The organism is Roseovarius sp. E0-M6, assembly GCF_037083845.1.
Classification (GTDB): domain Bacteria; phylum Pseudomonadota; class Alphaproteobacteria; order Rhodobacterales; family Rhodobacteraceae; genus Roseovarius.
Window position 1 is genome coordinate 241,989 of record NZ_JBAPLA010000001.1, and the last position, 20,560, is coordinate 262,548.

Sequence of the window (20,560 nt, forward strand, 5' to 3'; positions counted from 1 at the left end):
GATCTTTGACAGGTTTAGCGAGGGGCCGGTTACGGCACAAGAGCCGCCTCAGACCTTCTCGATCCTGAGCACGACCGGGCTTTGCGCCATAACGTCGAGCCCGGCAATATGTGCGAGCGCCTCATCAAGCGCGGCGCGCGTCGTCTTGTGCGTGACAATGAGGACGGGCGCGGTGGTTTCGTCATGGCGGGTCTGGCGCATGCGGTCGATGGACACGCCCGCCTCACCCAAGGCCGTGGCAACCTTGGCCAAGGCGCCGGGTTTGTCATCGAGAGCGAGCCGCAGGTAATAGGGGGCGGGTGTCACGGCCTTGGCCGGTTTGGCGCGGCTAAGCGTGGCGGCGGGCACGCCGAATGTGGGGATACGCATGCCGCGCGCGATGTCCATCACGTCGCCCATCACCGCGCTTGCGGTGGGGCCTTCGCCCGCGCCGGGGCCGCGCAGCACGATCTGTTCGATTGCGTCGCCTTCGAGCACGCACATGTTGGTGCCGCCCTCAAGCTGTCCAAGCGGGCTGTCATCAGGCACGAGGCAAGGCGACATGCGTTGTTCAAGGCCGCGGCCCGTCATTTGGCAAACCCCCAGAAGCTTGATTCTGAAGCCCATTCCGGCGGCGTGATGAATGTCGTCGATGGTGATCTGCTCGATGCCTTCAAGCTCGACCGCGTCGAAATCCACTTGCGTTCCAAAGGCGATCGAGGCCAGCAGCGCCAGCTTGTGACCCGCGTCGATTCCTCCGACATCGAGCGTCGGATCAGCCTCGAGAAAGCCAAGGGTGTTGGCCTCTTCGAATACCTCGACATAGGGCAGACCGGCAGATTGCATGCGTGTCAGGATATAGTTGCAGGTGCCGTTCATCACGCCCATGACACGGGTGATATCGTTACCGGCAAGCCCCTCGGTCAGAGCCTTGATCACCGGGATGCCACCGGCCACGGCCGCTTCGAAACGGATCACGGCACCGGCCTTTTCGGCGGCAAGCGCGAGGGCATGCCCGTGATGCGCCAGCAGCGCCTTGTTCGCGGTGACAACATCCTTGCCGGCGGCGATTGCGGCCTCGGTCGCGGCCTTGGCGGGGCCGTCGCTTCCGCCCATGAGTTCAATGAAAACATCCACATCGTCACGCGCGGCAAGTGTCGATGGATCGTCTTCCCATGCATATTGCGACAGGTTGACGCCGCGGTCCTTGTCGCGCGACCGGGCGCAGACGGCGGTGATCTCGACGGGCCGACCGGCGCGGGCGGCCAGAAGATTGGCCTTCTGGCGCACGATCTTGACGACACCTGTGCCAACCGTGCCCAGACCGGCGATTCCAAGGCGCAAAGGCTGACCCATGTGACATCTCCCCATTTGGTATTCAGGAGGCGATGTAGCGGGTATCGCAAGGCCGTGCAACGCGGGTTTTCAAGGGGATCACTGCACGCCGTCGCGCATCCGGCCGTGGGTGGCATCATCGACCACGCTTTGCCGTTTGAGCCCGGCGGCACGGGCCTTGAGCCGCGCGACGCGGGCATCGAAGGAGGCGGCGGCGGTGGGCGACAGGGTGGGTGCGTCCATCCGGGCCCTGAGCGTTTCAAGAGGCACAAGTTCGGGATAGGCGGCATCGCGCGTGGCATCCGAGACCGAGGCGTCGACCTCGGGGAACTGGCTGCACCCGGTGACAGCGAGAAGGGCGGCAAGGGCAAGGGGCAGGGCGCGCATGGCGGGGCCTCGGTCTGGGCGGAACGATGTGACCATGCCACCTTTGGGCGGGTATGAGCAAGCGGGGTATTGATTTGAACGCTTGTTCAGTTAAACCTCACTCATGGCAAGAACCCAAGGCTCGCATTCCGATATCACGGGGCCGCGCGTGCGCGATGCCGCGCTGCGTCTGATCGCGCAGCACGGGTATGCCGCCGTGTCGATGCGCAAGATCGCGGCGGAGGTCGGTGTTCAGGCCGGCGCGCTATATAATTACACACCGGACAAGCAAAGCCTGCTGTTCGAGATTATGCAGGCGCATATGCAGGATTTGTTAACGGCCCGCGCCTCATTGCCGGATGCGGCGGACGCGGTGCGCGCGCTTGAACAATTCACCCGGTTCCATATCCGGTTTCATTCGCGACGGCCCGCCGAGGTTTTCATCGCCTACATGGAGCTGCGCAATCTCACTCCGGAAAATTTCGCCCGCATCGAGGAGATGCGCCGGACGTATGAAGGCCAGCTTGAGGCGATCCTGCGCCGGGGTGTTGAGGAGGGTGTCTTTCGCGTGGCCGAACCCAAGGTCGCGACCATGGCGGTGATTGCCATGCTCACCGGGGTGAACACGTGGTTCCGTGAAGAAGGACGTCTAAGCCTAGACGCTGTCGAGGAAATTTACTGGGACATGGTGCGCCGGTCGGTCACGGCCTGATCCCTGTGGGGCGGCGCTGTCGGATTTCGCGCCGTGGTTGGCGGAAACCATCGGTTTTGGTGTCGCAAATCGAGGCGCAAAGGTTGCGCATGACTTCCAAACTGCGGCGAAACGCGGGGAGATATCCATATGAAGAAAATCGGATTTATCGGGCTGGGCAATGTCGGCGGCAAACTGTCGGGCAGCCTTGTTCGAAACGGAATGGACGTGCGGGTTCACGATTTGAATCCTGAATTCGTCGATACTTTTGTGACCAAAGGGGCAAAGTTGGGCGGTGGCCCGGCGGCTATGATGCGCGAATGCGATGCCGTGATCACCTGTTTGCCCAGCCCTGCGGCAAGTGAAGCTGTCGTTCAGGAGATGTTGCCAGAGGTGACGAAAGACAAGGTTTGGCTTGAGATGTCCACGACCGACGAGGCCGAGGTCAAGAGACTGGGCGCGATGGTCATCGCGCAGGGCGGCGCGGCGGTGGATTGTCCCGTTTCAGGCGGGTGTCATCGCGCCGACACGGGCAATATCAGCATTTTCGCGGGCTGCGACCGGCCCACATTTGAGCGTGTGCTGCCGCTTCTGACGATCATGGGGCGGCGGGTTTTGCACACGGGTGATATCGGAAGTGCAAGCATTCTCAAAGTGTTGACCAATTACCTTGCGACTGCGAACCTTGTCAGTTGCATTGAGGCGCTGACCGTGGCCAAGGGCGCCAACATGGATCTTGGTGTGGCCTTCGAGGCGATGCGCATCTCGTCTGGGACATCGTTTGTGCATGAAACCGAAAGTCAGGTGATCCTGAACGGGAGCCGTGACATCAGCTTTACCATGGACCTTGTGGCAAAGGATATCGGCCTGTTTCAGGAAGTTGCGGACCGGGCGGGCATTGCGCTTGAACTCAATCCGCTGCTGATTTCGATCTTTCAGGACGGAATCTCGCGCTATGGTCCGCGTGAGTTTTCGCCGAATATCATCCGGCGGCTCGAGGATGCGACGGGACTCGATATTACTGCCCCCGGCTTCCCCGCCGAGCTAACGGATGATGAGCCAGAAGAGCCGGGCACCGAAGTCCATCCCAGATATTGAGCGACGCGGCTTTGCCCCGGCCCGGTTTCACGCTAGAGGGAAACCGGGCAAGGGGGATGGCGCATGAATGACGAGGTTCTGATCACGATACGGGCGTCCGCCCCACGGCGGGCCTTCGGCCTGTTCGTGTTGGTGGCATTGGCGTTCCTGCTTCTTTATCTTGGGATCAAGAGTGCTGATCAATCCCTTGGTTTGAAGGCATTTATTGTTCTTATTGGGTTCTTTTCTCTCTATGTCGCACAACGCATGTGGCAGGCCACCGGTGCGGTTCTCGAACTTACGGAGAATGCGCTTCGGACGAGTGATGGCGAAGAGGTCGCGCGGATGGCCGAGATTGCGCGGCTTGACCGGGGCACGTTCGCCTTCAAGCCGTCGAACGGCTTTATCCTGGTGCTTCGCAAGTCGCGGTCGGCGCGCTGGCGGCCGGGGATGTGGTGGCGCGTGAACCGCCGTGTGGGGGTCGGGGGCGTGACCTCGGCCGGGCAGGCCAAGGCGATGGCCGAGATCATCGCCGCAAAGATCGCCGTGCGGGAAGATTGAAGCCACGCGTGCCGCGGTGGCGCGCCATCATGCGACTCAGGCACGAACCCCAAGGTTAAAAGGGTTTTGGGCGCGATTCCGACTGTCGGTATCCACGTCGGCATTCACGTCGGTATCACGTCGGTGCATGACGCGGAAACGCCCCGCGTAAACGGGGCGTTCGATGGATCAGGTGTAAGCAGTGGTTAAGGCGCGATCAACTGTCCCAGACGACCTGTGGCGCGAAACGCGGGCTGGTGATCATCCGGGTCACAACCGAGACACCATCGCCGAAGCCCACGTCGAACATCGGTTGATAGTCGGATTCTGACTCGACAAGAATAATCTCCTCACCATCTCCCATATTGGGCAGTTCGGAATGGCGGTCCCTGACCAGATCAGTCGTGAGAACGGGCATGTTGCCTGTGCCGCGCACCGCCGACCAAGCGACGGAATACTGATCCTGATCGGCGTCATACTTGATCACCGTCACGCGGATTTGTGTTGGGGCGCTGTCATTGGCCACACTATCGAAAAGCGCCTTGGTGTTGTCGATATAGGTGTCGTCCACAGGCGCCATTTCCCGCGAGATCATGTCGGCGACGGTATAGGTCGCCTTGTCGCGCGCGCTGTTGTAGCGGTGGATTTCGTAGAATTCATAGGTCAAGGCGACCACGAGGAAGAGGATCGGAAGGGTCAGCACCACCTCGACCATGACGGTGCCACATTCATCACGCGAGAACCGGCTCAGGCGGTTTTTGAGGGATTGAAACATGGGCATCAGAGCGGCTCCTGAACGAACGCGGTTTTGGACGCGATGGAAATCTGACCCGCGGCATCCGTGGACAGAGCACGCGCCAGATCCCATTTCGGAAAGATCGGATCGTATTTCAGGCAGGCGCGCAGAAGCATGAGTTCGTTCTGCTGACCGGGCACGAAGGCCTTGACCGGATTGCTTTCGGCCGATTTGTCGGTGCAGTCCACGCTGTCATCCAGCGCGGTAAAGCTTCGGATGTTGGTGGGCACCATTTCGAGCCGGAGGCTGGTTTCACATTTGGAGATCACGAGCGCGTTGTCGCAGATGATCTGCTTGATATCGTCATGCTGCGGCGCCGAGCCGGTGCCGAGGCGCAATTCGCGTACCGCGATGTCAAGACCCCGTTCCAGCATGGTGTGACGCAGGGTGATCATGCTGAGTTCGAGAGACATGACCAGAAGCGCGAAGTAGAGCGGGAAGGCGATGATGAATTCGACGGACGAGTTGCCGTCCTCATCGCGCCAGATCCGGGCGAAAGTTGTGCGGATGCGATCAATCATTGGGTCAACCTCAGGTTCACGACGTTCGAGGCGATCGAACTGAACGCGTCATTGATGCTTATGCCCTCGGCCCGGTAATAGTGGGCATAGGAGGAGGCGCAGTCCTTGAGCGTGGTCTCGGCGGTGCCGCCCCGGCTGATTTCGAAGCCGATGGAATAGACCACCACGCCTTCGCGCTTGGTCGCCGCGCAGGAATTCAACATGTGCGTGTTCTTGGTCGACCCTGTGAGAGGATTGCCGGTGTAGTCATTGAATGCCGACCAATCACCGGTCACGTCGCGATAGAATTCCGGTGTCATCAGGCCCCAGGCCTGTTCCCAGCTCAACCGCTCAAGGCTGACGAAGCTGGTATCGTTCTGGATATCCGAGAAGTCACCGCTGGTGATCCAATACCGATCGTCGATGTTGTAATACTCGTTGTTGTATTCGAGATAATACGTGCTCTCGATCGTGCCGGTGTTGGAATAGACGCATTCCCAACGATGATGCGAGCACCTGCTCTCATTGTTGCTGGTCTTGTTCTTCTTGTACTTGTGATAGGCGTATTCGAAGACGCGCTCTTGGGTCTTGACGAGGTAGAGGTCGGAATTCTGACCGCGCCAATGGCCGCCGGTGCGGAAAAAATATGACGAGGTGTTCTGACCGTCGCCCATCATGACGATGATCTTGAGTGTTTCCCCCTGATCATAGTTCGAGGGAATGTCGGACAGGGAGGCGTCAACCTCACCTGCGGTGATCAGATCGTCGGTGATGTCACGGAACGTCGGGTCAAGCAATGCCGCGCCCCAGTTCATACCTTGATGGCCCGAAGTGTTGCCGCTTGCCTGAAACGCGTCAATCTTGTTGTGCAGAGCGGTTTCGCTGGCCGAGTAGGGCAGGATTTCCATGTAATCTTCGGCATAGCACGAGCGCCAGCCCGAGGAGTCGAAATTCTCGAACCCGCCATAGACTGAGGTATAGACCATCTGATCTATGGGCACGCCGCTTGAGAAGCCGGAGCTGCCACTGGCTAGCGAGGCATGATTGTAGTCGTTGTCCTTGAACCGGAGGCAGGTCGAATATTGATGGGTTTCTTCGATGGCGAGGGCGCTATACATCGCATTTGTGGGTGTCACCGACCAACTGAAGGGCACGAGCGAGATCACGGTATTGCCCTGCTCGGAGCTGGACAGCACGGTGGAAACGAAGTCTTTCGCCGCGCTTTTGAGGTTCGTGAGCTTGCTGTTGCGGCCCATCGACCCGGACACGTCGAGGACGAGAACGACCTCAAGCTTGGGCACACGGCGCTCGGCCACGGATGAGCCGCTCGTGGAGAGTGTTTTTACGCCGCTGAGCTTCATCAGGTAGGTGTTCATTGTCATCGAGGCGCTTGCCTTGACCTTGGAGGCGGTCACCGTTGAGGTGATGTCGCCCGCTTCCTCGGCATTGAGGTAGTCCGACATGCCGGCGGTTTCGAAGTAATCCTCGACGATCGTGCGGCTGTCCGATCCGAAGGGCGAACCCGCGGCGGCCAACACGGCGGAATCGAGTGTCGTCTGGATACGGGCGCGTTCCATCTCGTAGCGCATCATGTCGATGGCAATGCCGCCCGCGGCGATCATGATGAGGAAGAAAAAGAGCGACAAGATCGTGACCGTGCCGTCTTCGTCGCGTCGGAAGGTCCGCGCGTGACGCTTGATACGATCAAACCGGGAGCGGCTGCGCTCGGTCAGAGTGTCGGCCGGAAACAGCTTTGAATGGGGGCTCAATGTCATTTTTCTACCTCGCTAGACCGGAATTGGTCAGGCCGAGTCGGACTTCGGCAAGAAGCTTTTTCACCTTGCAGTGTGGCGGAATTAGGGCCGAAACCAGCTTAATTTTAAGGAAAAACAACAAGTTTGGAGACGATAGGCCCGGCTGCACGGGATTGTTATCCAGCCGTGTACAATCAGGGTGCAGAGTGTTCCGGGGCGGCTGCGCCAGTGGCCCCGGGCCATTCAATTGCTGGACAAATAGCAGTCTTACTTTAACCATGCACAAAGAGATTGCGAATAACTCGACGTCAAAGCGCGATCCGGGACACTATAGGGAGGACCATGATGACCACAGCCAAAGAGCCGACATTCCGCGAGAGCGTGGATCTGATGTTCAATCGCGCAGTATCACTCATGGACCTGCCGCCGGGACTTGAAGAGAAAATCCGCGTCTGCAATGCCACGTATACGGTGCGGTTTGGTGTGCGGCTCAGGGGGCAGATACACACCTTCACTGGCTATCGCAGCGTCCATTCCGAACACATGGAGCCCGTGAAGGGCGGTATCCGGTATGCGATGGGCGTGAACCAGGACGAGGTCGAGGCGCTGGCGGCGCTGATGACGTATAAATGTGCCTTGGTCGAGGCGCCGTTCGGCGGCTCAAAGGGCGGGCTGCGCATCGACCCGCGCGAATGGGACGAGCACGAGCTTGAGCGGATCACGCGGCGCTTCGCCTATGAGCTGGCCAAGCGCGACCTGATCCACCCCAGCCAGAACGTTCCGGCCCCGGACATGGGCACCAGCGAGCGCGAGATGGCGTGGATCGCGGATCAGTACAAGCGGATGAACACCACCGATATCAACGCGCGCGCCTGTGTGACGGGCAAACCGATCAACGCGGGCGGCATTCAGGGCCGGACCGAGGCCACGGGCCGCGGAGTGCAATACGCGCTTCAGGAATTCTTTCGCCATCCCGAGGATATCAAGGCCGCCGGCCTTAGCGGCTCGCTGGATGGCAAGCGTGTGATTGTTCAGGGCCTTGGCAACGTGGGATATCATGCCGCCAAGTTCCTGAGCGAGGAGGATGGCTGCAAGGTGACCGCAGTGATCGAGCGCGATGGCGGCCTGCTTGACGAGGACGGTCTCGATGTCGAGGCGGTGCGCAACTGGATCGCGAAACACGGCGGGGTCGATGGCTATCCCAAGGGCAAATATGTCAGCGACGGATCGAAATACCTTGAACATGAGTGTGACATCCTCATCCCGGCGGCCCTTGAGGGTGTGATCAACCTGAGCAACGCCGACAAGATCAAAGCGCCGCTGATCATCGAGGCGGCGAATGGTCCTGTCACGGCTGGCGCGGATGAAATCCTGCGTGAAAAGGGCTGTGTCATCATCCCCGACATGTATGCCAACGCCGGCGGTGTGACGGTCAGCTATTTCGAATGGGTCAAGAACCTCAGCCATATCCGCTTTGGCCGGATGGGCCGCAGGCAGGAGGAAGCGCGCCATCAGCTTATCGTGGACGAGCTTGAGCAACTGAGTGCGGACCGGAATCTGGGCTGGTCGCTCACGCCCGGATTCAAACAGCAATATCTGCGTGGCGCAGGCGAGCTTGAACTTGTGCGTTCGGGCCTCGATGACACGATGCGCGCGGCGTATCAATCGATGCGCGAAGTGTGGCATGGCCGCGAAGATGTCACCGACCTGAGGACCGCAGCCTATCTGGTGTCGATCGACAAGGTCGCGGCAAGCTATCAGGCCGCCGGGCTCTAGGGCTCGGACACCGTGACGTGAGCATCGTCACTCATAGGTGCCGCTGTGGGACGGCCCGGTTCGAAATCAACGTGCCGGGCCGCAGAGCGGGGTCGCGCGTGCGCTGCTTCTGCCGGGATTGCCAGACTGCCGCGCGCCTGCACGAGGATGGGGCGGACATGCTTACCCGGGCGGGTGGCACCGATATCTGGCAGACCACGCCAGACCGGCTTGGCATCGTGGCGGGTGAGGATCACCTCGAGGTGCTGCGTCTGTCGCCACGGGGCACATATCGCTGGCATGCCGCCTGTTGCGGCACGCCGATGGCCAACACCACCCCGAGGCTGGGCCTGCCCTTTGTGGGCATTCCGCTACGCCAGTCCGAACTGCCGGAGGCCGACAAGGTGCTGGGTCCGGTGACCTGTTGCGCCTTCACCGCAACGGCCCGGCCCGACGCGGGCGCGCCGCTACGCGATCGCGGCTTTAACGGCGCTGTGGCACGGGTCATGACCCGGATGGCCGCCGCGTGGATCAGCGGGCGCGCGCGGCACAATCCGTTGCGCCGCGCCGATGGTGCGCCCATCGCGCCGGTGCGGATCATTTCGTTGGAGGAGCGGATCGCCGCGCGGCCTGAGCTTGCCGACTGAGCGGTGTGATGGTCCCCGAAGCGGGACCGCACCGGGCAACCCCATTGCCATTTCCGCCCCGAGTTGGTTGAGTTGCGCAAATGTGACTCGGCGTGGAGAACGGGATGGGATTTTCAGGCTGGCGTATCCTCAAGGAAGGGCTGACCGGCAACAGGGGCTGGGGCCCGCATTGGCAAGATGCCGAGCCGAAATCCGACTATGACGTGGTGATCATCGGCGGTGGTGGTCATGGGCTTGCCACCGCGTATTACCTCGCGCGTGAGCATGGGATCACCAATGTGGCCGTGCTGGAAAAAGGCTGGATCGGCGGCGGCAATGTCGGCCGCAACACCACGATCGTGAGGGCTAACTATTTCCTGCCGGGCAATTCGGAATTTTACAGCCATTCGCTGAAGCTTTGGGAAGGGCTGGAACAGGAGCTGAACTATAACGTGATGCTGTCGCAGCGCGGGCAGATCGTGCTGTTTCATTCCGACGGGCAGCGCGATGCCGCCGCGCGCCGGGGCAACGCGATGCGCAATCAGGGCGACGATGCCGAGCTTCTGTCGGTGAGCGACCTGAAGCGTGTTCTGCCCTATCTGAACTATGATCAGGCGCGGTTTCCGATCTATGGCGGCCTGTTACAGCGCCGCGCGGGCACGGCGCGTCACGATGCCGTGGCGTGGGGCTATGCGCGGGGGGCCAGTGAGCGGGGTGTCGATATCGTGCAGAACTGTGAGGTCACGGGGATCGATACCAAGGATGGCCGGGTGACCGGCGTGCAGACGAACCGGGGCGCAATTCGCGCCAAGAAGGTTGCGATGGTCGTTGCCGGACGCTCGAGCCAGGTGGCGGCGATGGCGGGGATGCGCCTGCCTATTGAAAGCCATGTTTTGCAGGCGTTCGTGACCGAGGGGATCAAGCCTTGTATCGATCATGTGGTGAGTTTCGGCATGGGGCATTTCTATATCAGCCAGTCGGACAAGGGTGGCCTCGTTTTTGGTGGCGACCTCGATATGTATGCCTCCTATGCGCAGCGGGGCAATCTGCCGTTGGTCGAGCATGTGATGGAGGCGGGCATGACGCTCATGCCGATGATCGGCAAGGCGCGGGTGCTGCGCAGTTGGGGCGGGATCATGGACATGAGCCCCGATGGCAGCCCGATCATCGACAAGACCCATGTCGAGGGTCTCTATCTCAATTGCGGGTGGTGCTATGGCGGGTTCAAGGCGGTGCCGGGATCGGGGTATTCCACGGCGCATCTGGTGGCGACGGGCACGCCGCATGCCCCTGCTGCGCGGCTCAGGCTTGACCGGTTCCGCACCGGCCTGGGGCTTATGGACGAAGAAGGCACGGGCGCGCAGCACAACCTGCACTGAGCGCGAACGGAGAGGATGGAATTTTGAGTATTTTCGGAAAGATGAAGCAGGGTGGGGCGCGATGAGGATCACCTGTCCGCTATGCGGAGATCGCGACCGGCGCGAGTTTTATTATCAGGGCGCGGCGGTGGCGCTTGAGCGTCCCGCGCCCGAGGCCGGGGCCGAGGCGTGGGACGATTATGTACACAACCGCGACAACCCGGCGGGCGTGACGCGCGATCTTTGGTATCACGAGACGGGGTGCGGGGCGTGGATTGTCGTGACGCGGGACACGCGCGACCATGCGATCCATGAGACGGCGCTTGCCCGCGATGTGACGGGGCGGGGCGCATGAGGATTTCGGGCAAGGGGCTGATCGACCGGGGGCGGCGCGTCGGGTTCCGCTTTGATGGCGCGCGCTATGAGGGGGTCGAGGGTGACACGCTTGCCTCGGCGCTGCTGGCGAATGGTGTGCGCCTGATGGGGCGGTCGTTCAAGTATCATCGGCCGCGCGGCGTTCTAAGCGCCGGGAGCGAGGAGCCCAATGCGCTGGTGACTGTCGGGCTTGGTCCCGCGCAGGAGCCCAATGTCCGCGCCACGGTGCTTGAGTTGCACGAGGGGCTTGAGGCGCGCAGTCAGAACCGCTGGCCCTCGCTTGGGCTTGATGCGCTTGCGGTCAACGATCTTGGCGCGCGGTTTCTGGGCGCGGGGTTCTACTACAAGACATTCATGTGGCCCAAATCCTTCTGGGAGCGGGTCTATGAGCCGATCATCCGGCGGGCCGCCGGGCTGGGCGCGCTCTCGGGTGAGGCCAATACCGACCGCTATGAGAAGGCGTTCGCCCAGTGTGATCTGTTGATCATCGGGGCCGGGCCCGCGGGCCTGATGGCGGCGAAACGCGCGGCGGAGGCCGGGGCGGATGTGATCCTGTGCGACGAGGATGTCGTGACGGGGGGGCGGCTCAACGCCGAGCGCGACGAGATCGCGGGGCAGCCGGGGCGCGACTGGGCCGCTGCGGTGACCCGTGATCTGCAGACCATGGACAATGTGCGCATCATGACCCGCACCGCCGTGGTCGGGGCCTATGATCAGGGCACCTATGGCGCGCTTGAGCGGGTGCCGCATGATGTGGCGATGCGACATGGCGCGCCGCGAGAATGTTTCTGGCGGATCGTGGCCAAGCGGGCGGTACTGGCGGCGGGTGCGATCGAGCGGCCGGTGGCCTTTGCCAACAACGACAGGCCCGGCATCTTGATGGCGGGCGCGGTGCGCGCCTATCTCAACCGCTGGCGCGTGGCTGCGGGTGAGAGGGTGGCGGTGTTCGGAAACACCGATGACGCCCACCGAACAGCCCGCGACCTGATTGCGGCGGGTGTGCATGTGAGCGCGCTTGTCGATGCGCGGCCGCACGCGACCTGTGATCTGGATGTGCCGTTCCATCCGGGCGCACAGGTTTGTGACGCGCAGGGGCGCTGCGCGCTTGAGGCGGTGACCATCCGCACGGCGCGCGGTGAAACGCGGGTGCGGGCCGATTGCCTTGCCATGTCGGGCGGCTGGAACCCTTCGGTGCATCTGACCTGTCACACCGGGGCAAGGCCGGTTTGGGACGGCGGCATCGCGGGCTTTGTGCCGCGAGAGGGCGCGGTGCCGGGGCTGCATGTGGCGGGCGCGGCGCGGGGTGTCTTTTCGACCGAGGGCTGTCTTGAGAGCGGAGCCGAGGCCGCTGCGGAGGCGCTTCGGGCGCTTGGGCGCAAGGTGCCCGATGTGACCTGTCCCGAAGCCGAAAGCGCGCGCTATGACATCTGGCCGGTCTGGTCCTTGCCGGGCCGGGGGCGCGCGTGGCTCGATTTCCAGAATGACGTCACGGTCAAGGACGTGAAACAGGCGGCCACCGAGAATTTCCGCTCGGTCGAGCATATGAAGCGTTACACGACGCAGGGCATGGCCACCGATCAGGGAAAGAATTCCAATGTCGTCGCTCTGGCCGTGCTGGCCGATGTCACGGGGCGCAGCATCGAGGAGACGGGTGTCACGACATTCCGGCCGCCCTTCGTGCCCGTCAGTATCGCGGCGCTGGGCGCGGGCGCACAGGGCAAGGGATTTGCCCCCGAGCGCCTGACCACGAGCCATGAAGACAGCACGCGCCGCAAGGCTCCGATGATCGAGGCGGGGCTGTGGTACAGGCCAAGCTATTTCCCGTGGGCCGGGGAGACCCATTGGCGGCAGTCCTGTGATCGTGAGGTTGGGCTGGTCCGTGGTGCCGTGGGCGTTGCGGATGTAAGCACGCTGGGCAAGATCGACATTCAGGGGCCGGATGCCGCCCGGTTCCTCGATTTCGTCTATACCAACATGTTTTCGACCCTGAAGGTGGGGCGCGTGCGCTATGGGCTGATGCTGCGCGAGGATGGGCACGTCATGGATGACGGCACCACCGCGCGGCTGGGAGAGACGCATTTCGTGATGACCACGACCACCGCCGCCGCCGGGCAGGTGATGCGGCATCTGGATTTCGTGCATCAATGCCTGTGTCCCGGGATGGACGTGCGGTTCATCTCGGTCACCGAGCAATGGGCGCAGTTCACGGTGGCGGGGCCAAAGGCGCGGGTCTTGCTTGATGAGATGCTCGATACGCCTCTGGAAGGCGAGGCGTGGCCCTTCATGGCCTGTGGCGAGATCACATTGAGCGGGGTTGCCGCGCGGCTTTTCCGGATCTCGTTTTCGGGTGAGGAAGGGTATGAGATCGCCGTGCCCGCGCGGTATGGCGCGAGCCTGTTCGAGGCGCTGGTCACGCGGGCCGAGGCGCTTGGGGGTGGTGCTTACGGGATGGAGGCGCTCAATGTGCTGCGCATCGAGAAGGGGTTCATCACCCATGCGGAAATCCATGGTCGGGTGACCGCCTTCGATATCGGCATGCAAGGCATGGTCAGCCGCAAGAAGGATTGCGTGGGCAAGACGATGTCCGAGCGTCCGGGCCTCATGGATGAAGAGCGCGAACAATTGATCGGCTTGCGGCCCGTGGGAGCCGTGAAGGAAATTCCCGCCGGTGCGCATATTTTTGACGAGGGGGCCGAGGCGATCAGCGAAAACGATCAGGGGTATGTGACGAGCACATGCTATTCGCCCAGTTGCGACAGTGTTCTGGCGCTGGGGTTTCTGCGGCGGGGCCTTGCCCGGCACGGGGAGCGGGTGCGCGTGGTTGATCATTTGCGGGGCGTGGTGACGTTGTGTGAGGTGACGCCGCCCGGCCCGTTCGATCCAGAGGGAGGGCGGATGCGTGGTTGACCTGATTGCAAGGCCCCCCGGCGCGGATGTTTTCCCGCTTGAGGTGGGCGGCTTACGCGCCGTGGAAGAGGATCTGGGCCATGTTACGGCGCTTCAGCCCTATGCGGGATCGCAGTCAGCCTTGGCGGAGGCGTTGCGCGCCGTGCATGGCATGGCGTGGCCCGCGCCGAACCGTGCCACCGGCAAGGCGGGGGGGCGTGCCGTCTGGTTCGGGCGCGATACGGTGATGCTGATGGGGCCCGCGCCCGATGCGGCGCTAAGGCGGCACGCGGCGGTGGTGACACATTCGGACGCATGGTGTGCCGTGCGTCTTGAGGGCGCGGGCGCGCGCGACGTTCTGGCGCGGCTCACGCCGATTGATCTGCGGGACACGGAATTCAAACGCGGCCATACGGCGCGCTCAGAGCTGGCGCATATGGCCGGGTCGGTGACGCGGGTTGGGCGCGATGCCTATCTGTTACTCGTGTTCCGATCATTTGCGCGGACATTCGCGCATGATCTGAGGGACGCGATGCGCGGCGTTGCGGCGCGCGAGAGGCCATGAGCATATCCGCCCCTGTCAGTCCGAGGAGTTTGCCCCTTATGAACCTGCGATCCGCCATGGCCGTCGCGCTCATCGCGCTTGCCCAACCTGCCCTCGCCAGCGACGATCCGAAAGTGGCCAATTGCGAGGCCACCGCCGATATCGCCCGCATGGCCATGCTTGAACGCAAGAAGGGCCAAAATCAGGACGAGGCAACGGCCTTCCTGATGTCGGATGCGGCCCAGATCGATGCGCTTTATCATCAGGTTGTGCCGGCGATGGTCGGCTGGATCTACACGCTCGAGGCACAGCACCTGAATGAAAGTGCGGTGACAGCGTTTCGCGCACAATGCCTCGATTATGCCTCCTGATGCGGGGGGCGGTGCCGGCTCTCTCGCTTCGTGGCAGAGAGAGGTGCGGGTGGCCTGCGGGGCAGGATATTTTTAGCAAGAAGAAAGCGGCGTGTGCCCCAAGGGCTTGGCGATGGCGATGCGGTTGGCCATATAGGATAGTATGAGTCTGCCACCCGGCTTCCTTGATGAGTTGCGCACACGAACGTCCATCGCACAGGTGGTCGGGCGCAAGGTCATGTGGGATACGCGCAAATCCAATCAGGGCAAGGGCGACATGTGGGCCCCGTGCCCGTTCCATCAGGAGAAGACCGCCAGTTTCCATGTCGATGACAAGAAGGGGTATTATTACTGCTTCGGCTGCCACGCCAAGGGTGACGCGATCAGTTTCGTGCGCGAGACCGAGAACGTGGAGTTCATGGAGGCGGTGCGCATTCTGGCGCAGGAGGCGGGCATGCCGGTGCCAGAGCGCGACCCGGAGGCCCAGCAGAAGGCCGACCGGATGTCGGAGCTTGCGCAGGTCATGGAGCAGGCGGTGCGGCATTTCCGCATGGCGCTGCGCGCGGGCGGCGGGCGCGAGGCGCGCGCCTATCTTGAGCGGCGCGGTCTGAGCGAGGCGACGCTTGACCGGTTCGAGATCGGCTTTGCGCCCGAGGGCTGGCAGGGGTTGTGGGATCATCTCACAGGGCAGGGCGTTGCGCCCGGGATGATCCTTGACTGCGGGCTTGCACGGGAAAGCCAGAAAGGCGGCAAGCCGTATGATGTGTTCCGAAACCGGATCATGTTTCCCATTCGTGACACGCGCGGGCGCTGTATCGCCTTTGGCGGGCGGGCGATGGACCCGACCGATAACGCGAAATACCTGAATTCGCCCGAAACGGTTCTGTTCGACAAGTCACGCACGCTTTTCAACCTTGGTCAGGCGCGTGAGGCGGCGGGCAAGGGTGAACCGCTTGTCGTGGCGGAAGGATACATGGATGTGATCGCCATGGCGCAGGCCGGGATCGGGGCCGCAGTGGCGCCGCTGGGAACCGCGGTCACCGACACGCAGCTTTCGATGCTCTGGCGGGTGGCCGATGAGCCGGTGATCGCGCTTGATGGCGATCGGGCGGGGGTTCAGGCGGCTTACCGTGTCATTGATCATGCATTGCCGCTTCTGGAGGCGGGCAAGAGCCTGCGTTTCGCGCTGATGCCGGAGGGACAGGACCCGGACGACCTGATTCGCACCTCCGGGGTGGCGGCGCTGCGCGAGCGGCTGGCCGAGGCTGTGCCGATGGTGGTGCTGTTGTGGCGGCGCGAGACCGAGGGACGTGATTTTGACAGCCCCGAGCGGAAGGCCGCGCTCGACAAGGCGCTGCGCGAGGTGATCGGGCGTATCCGTGACCCGCACATCCGGCGCCACTACGGCCAAGCCATCAAGGACATGCGCTGGCAGCTTTTCGCACCGAAACGGGCGTCGGGCGGCGGCCGGCCCGGCCCGTGGCGCGCACCCGATCACGCGCCGCGCCCCGGCACCAAAAGCTCGGCCCTTGCCGCGGCGGATGCGGCCACGCAGGAACGGCTGCGCGAGGCGGTGATTCTCGCGGCGCTGATTCGGACCCCCGAGGTGGCGGCGGAATTCGACGGCCCACTTGAGCGACTAGAGTGTCGCGACGCGGTTCACGCGCGCCTGCGGGACGTAATCCTGCGCCATGCCGAGGAAGGGCCGGGTGCGCTTGTCAAAGAGGCGGAGGCGGCACTTGGTGCCGAAGCCCTTGAAAACCTCCTGCGCCTGCCCCATGTCGCGCTTATCCCGGCCGTGCGCCGCGCCGGGGATGCCGAGCTTGCGCGCATGACGGTGGCCGAGGAATTGGCCAAGATCAACGCCCTGAAGGGAATCGCCGCCGAGATATCGGACGCGGTCGAGGATATGGGTGGCGTCGCGGACGAGGCATTGACCTGGCGGCTGGGACAGGCGGCTGAGGCCCGCAACCGCGCCTTGCGCAGCCAGCAAGAAGACAAGACGGAGTACGACACCGCAGATAATGGTGCCCGGGTGAGCCGGGATGAACGCGAGGCGTTTGACGCGCTATTGCACAAGATTACCTTTTCCAAGAGGAAGCGATAGCGACCTTCGTGCCTCTCTGATGAGGAAAAGGTAAACGAATCAACGTAAACAGGTTGCGAATCACTTCCCCGCGCGGATGATTCGGTTTATTCGAATCACCCGTCGCGCCCCCAGCTGAGGAGCTATACATGGCCGCCAAGGACACCGACGAGCAAAAATCCGAAGATCAGGATGCAGAGATCTCGCTGGATATGAGCCAGGCCGCGATCAAGAAGATGATCGGAGATGCGCGCGAAAAGGGATATATCACCTACGATCAGCTCAATCAGGTTTTGCCGCCTGATCAGGTATCCTCGGAGCAGATCGAGGACGTGATGTCGATGCTGAGCGAAATGGGCATCAACATCATCGAAGCCGACGACGTCGAGGAAGAAGAGCAGAAAGTCACCGCGATTGCCGAAATCGGCAAGAAGGGTGAACTGGCGCTTGGCGCGGGCAAGGAAGAAAAGCTCGACCGGACGGATGATCCGGTGCGGATGTATCTGCGCGAAATGGGGTCGGTCGAACTTCTGAGCCGCGAGGGCGAAATCGCCATCGCCAAGCGGATCGAAGCGGGTCGGAACACGATGATCGCGGGGCTTTGCGAAAGCCCGTTGACCTTTCAGGCGATCACGATCTGGCGCGACGAACTTCTGAGTGAAGACATTCTTCTGCGCGATGTGATCGACCTTGAGACCACGTTTGGCAATCAACTGGGCGACGTCGAGGAAGGTGTCGAAGCGCCGGTCGTCGCGGCGAACGTCACGCAGGCGCCGGGCAAGAAGACCGAAGAAACCCAAGAGCTTGATGCCGACGGAAACCCGATTTCCAGCGACAATGACGACGAAGATGACGAGGACGAACAGGCCAATATGAGCCTCGCGGCGATGGAAGCCGCGCTCAAGCCTCGCGTTCTTGAGACGCTGGACCGCATCGCCGATGACTACATCAAGCTCAGCGAGATGCAGGACAGCCGCATCTCGGCCACGTTGAACGAGGATGGGTCATTCTCGACAAAGCAGGAAGAGACCTATCAGACGCTGCGTTCGGAGATTGTTGAACTGGTGAACGAGCTTCACCTGCACAACAACCGTATCGAAGCCCTCATAGATCAGCTTTACGGTATCAATCAGCGGATCATGTCCATCGACTCGGCCATGGTGAAGCTTGCCGATCAGGCGCGCATCAACCGGCGTGAGTTCATCGATGCCTATCGCGGTCGCGAGCTCGATCCCAACTGGCTTGAGGATATGGCCCAGAAATCGGGCCGTGGTTGGCAGATGTTCATGGAACGCTCGCCCGAGAAGGTCAATGAACTGCGCGCTGACATGGCGCAGGTCGGGCAGTATGTCGGTCTCGACATCAGCGAATTCCGTCGCATCGTCGGTCAGGTCCAGAAGGGCGAACAAGAGGCGCGGATGGCCAAGAAGGAGATGGTCGAGGCGAACCTGCGTCTCGTGATCTCGATCGCCAAGAAATACACCAACCGCGGATTGCAATTTCTTGACCTTATTCAGGAAGGCAATATCGGCCTGATGAAGGCCGTCGACAAGTTCGAGTATCGCCGCGGTTACAAGTTCTCGACTTATGCGACATGGTGGATCCGGCAGGCGATCACCCGTTCGATCGCTGATCAGGCGCGCACGATCCGTATTCCTGTCCACATGATAGAGACGATCAACAAACTGGTGCGCACCGGGCGTCAGATGCTGCACGAGATCGGTCGCGAACCGACGCCGGAAGAACTGGCGGAAAAGCTTCAGATGCCGCTGGAAAAAGTCCGCAAGGTGATGAAGATCGCCAAGGAGCCGATCAGCCTCGAGACGCCGATCGGCGACGAGGAAGACAGCCAACTTGGCGATTTCATCGAGGACAAGAATGCCGTTCTGCCGCTTGATTCAGCTATTCAGGACAACCTCAAGGAAACCACCACGCGGGTTCTTTCAAGCCTTACGCCGCGCGAGGAGCGTGTGCTCCGGATGCGCTTTGGCATCGGTATGAACACCGATCACACGCTTGAGGAAGTGGGCCAGCAATTCAGCGTGACACGCGAGCGTATCCGGCAGATCGAGGCAAAGGCGCTGCGCAAGCTCAAGCACCCGAGCCGGAGCCGGAAGTTGCGGTCGTTCCTGGATCAGTGAGCGGGTGCCGGGCTGAAGCCCGGCCTACCCAAATGATAACGCCGGGTCATTGACCCGGCGTTTTAATATCTCAATCATCGAGAACGAAGGTCACCGCGAGGTTCACGCGGTAATGTTTGACAGTGCCGTTTTCGACATCGACGTTCTGATCCTTGACCCATGCGCTTGTCATCCCGCGCAAGGTTTTGGACGCACGTTCAAGGCCCTGCTTCACGGCGTCATCAAAGCTTTGGGTGGATGTGGCGGAAATTTCGGTTACGCGTGCAACTGTCATCATGTCCTCCTTTTGGTTTAGGTGACATGACAACGAAATGGCGGGGCCGTTGTTCCAGATGTGTCGTTTTTACGGCGTCAGCGCTATCGCGACGAACATCCAGACGGGCAGCGTGACCGCGCTGAGCAGGGTAGATTGCGCGATGAGCGTGGCCACGAGCCGCCGGTCGGCCCCAAAGCCCGCCGCCAGCACATGCGCGGCCGACGCGGTGGGCAGGGCGGCGAAGGCGATCAGCGCGGGCACCAGCGGATCGTGAAATCCGAACCCCCAGGCGATGCCGCTGACCAAGAGGGGCAGAGCGATCAGCTTGGTCGCCGTGATATGCGCGGAAAACCGGTCGAGCCGCGCCAGCGCGCGCCAGTCCAGCGTCGCCCCGATGGAGATGAGCGCAACCGGGATCGCCGCACCTGCGAGCATGGTGACCGGGGCCAGCACCGGCTCGGGGATGGTAAGACCGGAGAGCCCCACCGCCACGCCCGAGAGACTTGCCAGAAGGAACGGGTTGAGCGCGATGCGTTTGAGCGCCGCGCGAAGCGTGAGGCCGGTGCCGCGCGACAGCGCCGAGACCGCGAAAATGTTGGCCATCGGGATGGCCATCCCGATGATCACCGAGAAAAGCCCGAGATCGGCACCGGGCAAGGCGCCCACCACCACGAAGCCAAGTGCGGTATTGAAACGCCACGCCGTCTGCCAGCCGCCGGCAAAGTCCAGAAAGCGCGCGGGCCCATGCGGTCGTGCGAGCCAGCCAAGGGCCAGGCCCGCGCCAAGGATCGCCCAGACGAGCGGTCCGACGACAAGCAGGCTTGACGGGGCGATGGGGCGGCTTGCGGCGGCGGTAAAGATAAGTGCGGGAAAAAGAATTTCGAAGTTCAGCCGATCGAGCCCGTGCCAAGCGGTTTCGGACAAACGGTTTCTGACGCCGCCGCCAAGGATCACCAGAAGGAAACTGGGCAAAAGCCCCATGAGGATCGGCCAGAACATGAGAGCGTTCTTGGGCAATTGCGCAAAGGGTGCAAGCGGGAAATGCCGGGCCTGCCGGATATGACCGGGATGGGCAAAACGCCGACGGGATGGTGACGGGATGGCGACGGGGCGCTTGACCCCGGCGGCCCCCTGCGGGAGCATCT

General features: G+C 62.1%; 19 protein-coding genes. 12 read left to right on the forward strand and 7 right to left on the reverse strand.

What is annotated here, in order from left to right; genetic code table 11:
- Positions 1–48 precede the first annotated feature (48 nt).
- On the reverse strand, positions 49–1,335 hold the full coding sequence (locus tag V8359_RS01205; protein WP_336426867.1) for a homoserine dehydrogenase: 1,287 nt from the start codon (positions 1,333–1,335) through the stop codon (positions 49–51).
- 78 nt (positions 1,336–1,413) lie between these two features.
- Positions 1,414–1,701, reverse strand: a complete 288-nt coding sequence (locus V8359_RS01210) for a hypothetical protein (RefSeq protein ID WP_336426868.1) — start codon at positions 1,699–1,701, stop codon at positions 1,414–1,416.
- Between the two features lie 103 nt (positions 1,702–1,804).
- On the opposite strand from V8359_RS01210, the gene V8359_RS01215 reads away from it, so the two are divergent.
- From V8359_RS01215 to V8359_RS01225, 3 genes are all read left to right on the forward strand, one after another.
- The gene (locus tag V8359_RS01215) at positions 1,805–2,392 is read left to right on the forward strand and encodes a TetR/AcrR family transcriptional regulator (RefSeq protein WP_336426869.1); all 588 of its coding nucleotides are present in this window, start codon (positions 1,805–1,807) and stop codon (positions 2,390–2,392) included.
- Positions 2,393–2,521: 129 nt separating this feature from the next.
- Positions 2,522–3,469, forward strand: coding sequence for an NAD(P)-dependent oxidoreductase (locus V8359_RS01220; protein ID WP_336426870.1), 948 nt, complete (start codon positions 2,522–2,524; stop codon positions 3,467–3,469).
- 63 nt (positions 3,470–3,532) lie between these two features.
- Positions 3,533–4,009 (forward strand): hypothetical protein, encoded by a 477-nt coding sequence (locus V8359_RS01225; protein ID WP_336426871.1) that lies wholly within the window; start codon positions 3,533–3,535, stop codon positions 4,007–4,009.
- A 196-nt stretch (positions 4,010–4,205) separates the two neighbouring features.
- Here the strand turns inward: V8359_RS01225 and V8359_RS01230 are convergent, their stop codons facing one another.
- The 3 genes from V8359_RS01230 to V8359_RS01240 are packed head-to-tail and all read right to left on the reverse strand — an operon-like array spanning position 4,206 to position 7,059.
- A complete protein-coding gene (locus tag V8359_RS01230; RefSeq protein ID WP_336426872.1) occupies positions 4,206–4,769 on the reverse strand; it encodes a TadE/TadG family type IV pilus assembly protein in 564 nt (187 codons plus the stop codon).
- The gene (locus V8359_RS01235; protein ID WP_336426873.1) at positions 4,769–5,305 is read right to left on the reverse strand and encodes a TadE/TadG family type IV pilus assembly protein; all 537 of its coding nucleotides are present in this window, start codon (positions 5,303–5,305) and stop codon (positions 4,769–4,771) included. Before V8359_RS01235 ends, V8359_RS01230 begins: the two co-directional genes overlap by 1 nt.
- Positions 5,302–7,059: a TadE/TadG family type IV pilus assembly protein gene (locus V8359_RS01240; protein WP_336426874.1), complete on the reverse strand. Its 1,758-nt coding sequence runs from the start codon at positions 7,057–7,059 to the stop codon at positions 5,302–5,304. Before V8359_RS01240 ends, V8359_RS01235 begins: the two co-directional genes overlap by 4 nt.
- Before the next feature lie 324 nt (positions 7,060–7,383).
- Between V8359_RS01240 and V8359_RS01245 the strand changes: the two genes are divergently transcribed.
- The 9 genes from V8359_RS01245 (at position 7,384) to rpoD (ending at position 19,159) form a co-directional block, all read left to right on the forward strand.
- Positions 7,384–8,814 carry a Glu/Leu/Phe/Val family dehydrogenase gene (locus tag V8359_RS01245; RefSeq protein WP_336426875.1) on the forward strand — a complete coding sequence of 477 codons (1,431 nt, stop codon included), beginning with the start codon at positions 7,384–7,386 and terminating at the stop codon, positions 8,812–8,814.
- A 17-nt stretch (positions 8,815–8,831) separates the two neighbouring features.
- Positions 8,832–9,440, forward strand: coding sequence for a DUF6151 family protein (locus V8359_RS01250; protein WP_336426876.1), 609 nt, complete (start codon positions 8,832–8,834; stop codon positions 9,438–9,440).
- A 104-nt stretch (positions 9,441–9,544) separates the two neighbouring features.
- Positions 9,545–10,798 (forward strand): sarcosine oxidase subunit beta family protein, encoded by a 1,254-nt coding sequence (locus V8359_RS01255; RefSeq protein ID WP_336426877.1) that lies wholly within the window; start codon positions 9,545–9,547, stop codon positions 10,796–10,798.
- A gap of 61 nt (positions 10,799–10,859) precedes the next feature.
- Positions 10,860–11,132, forward strand: coding sequence for a sarcosine oxidase subunit delta (locus tag V8359_RS01260; RefSeq protein ID WP_336426878.1), 273 nt, complete (start codon positions 10,860–10,862; stop codon positions 11,130–11,132).
- Positions 11,129–14,059 carry a sarcosine oxidase subunit alpha family protein gene (locus V8359_RS01265; protein WP_336426879.1) on the forward strand — a complete coding sequence of 977 codons (2,931 nt, stop codon included), beginning with the start codon at positions 11,129–11,131 and terminating at the stop codon, positions 14,057–14,059. Before V8359_RS01260 ends, V8359_RS01265 begins: the two co-directional genes overlap by 4 nt.
- On the forward strand, positions 14,052–14,603 hold the full coding sequence (locus V8359_RS01270) for a sarcosine oxidase subunit gamma (protein ID WP_336426880.1): 552 nt from the start codon (positions 14,052–14,054) through the stop codon (positions 14,601–14,603). The genes V8359_RS01265 and V8359_RS01270 overlap by 8 nt, the downstream gene beginning before the upstream one ends.
- Before the next feature lie 38 nt (positions 14,604–14,641).
- The gene (locus V8359_RS01275) at positions 14,642–14,953 is read left to right on the forward strand and encodes a hypothetical protein (RefSeq protein ID WP_336426881.1); all 312 of its coding nucleotides are present in this window, start codon (positions 14,642–14,644) and stop codon (positions 14,951–14,953) included.
- Between the two features lie 142 nt (positions 14,954–15,095).
- Positions 15,096–17,039, forward strand: coding sequence for a DNA primase (dnaG, locus tag V8359_RS01280; protein WP_336426882.1), 1,944 nt, complete (start codon positions 15,096–15,098; stop codon positions 17,037–17,039).
- A 128-nt stretch (positions 17,040–17,167) separates the two neighbouring features.
- Entirely contained in the window at positions 17,168–19,159 is a 1,992-nt protein-coding gene (gene rpoD / locus V8359_RS01285; protein ID WP_336426883.1) for an RNA polymerase sigma factor RpoD, read from the forward strand.
- A 70-nt stretch (positions 19,160–19,229) separates the two neighbouring features.
- Here the strand turns inward: rpoD and V8359_RS01290 are convergent, their stop codons facing one another.
- Positions 19,230–19,433, reverse strand: coding sequence for a dodecin family protein (locus V8359_RS01290; RefSeq protein ID WP_336426884.1), 204 nt, complete (start codon positions 19,431–19,433; stop codon positions 19,230–19,232).
- Positions 19,434–19,502: 69 nt separating this feature from the next.
- Positions 19,503–20,558 (reverse strand): AEC family transporter, encoded by a 1,056-nt coding sequence (locus tag V8359_RS01295; protein WP_336427903.1) that lies wholly within the window; start codon positions 20,556–20,558, stop codon positions 19,503–19,505.
- Positions 20,559–20,560 lie beyond the last annotated feature (2 nt).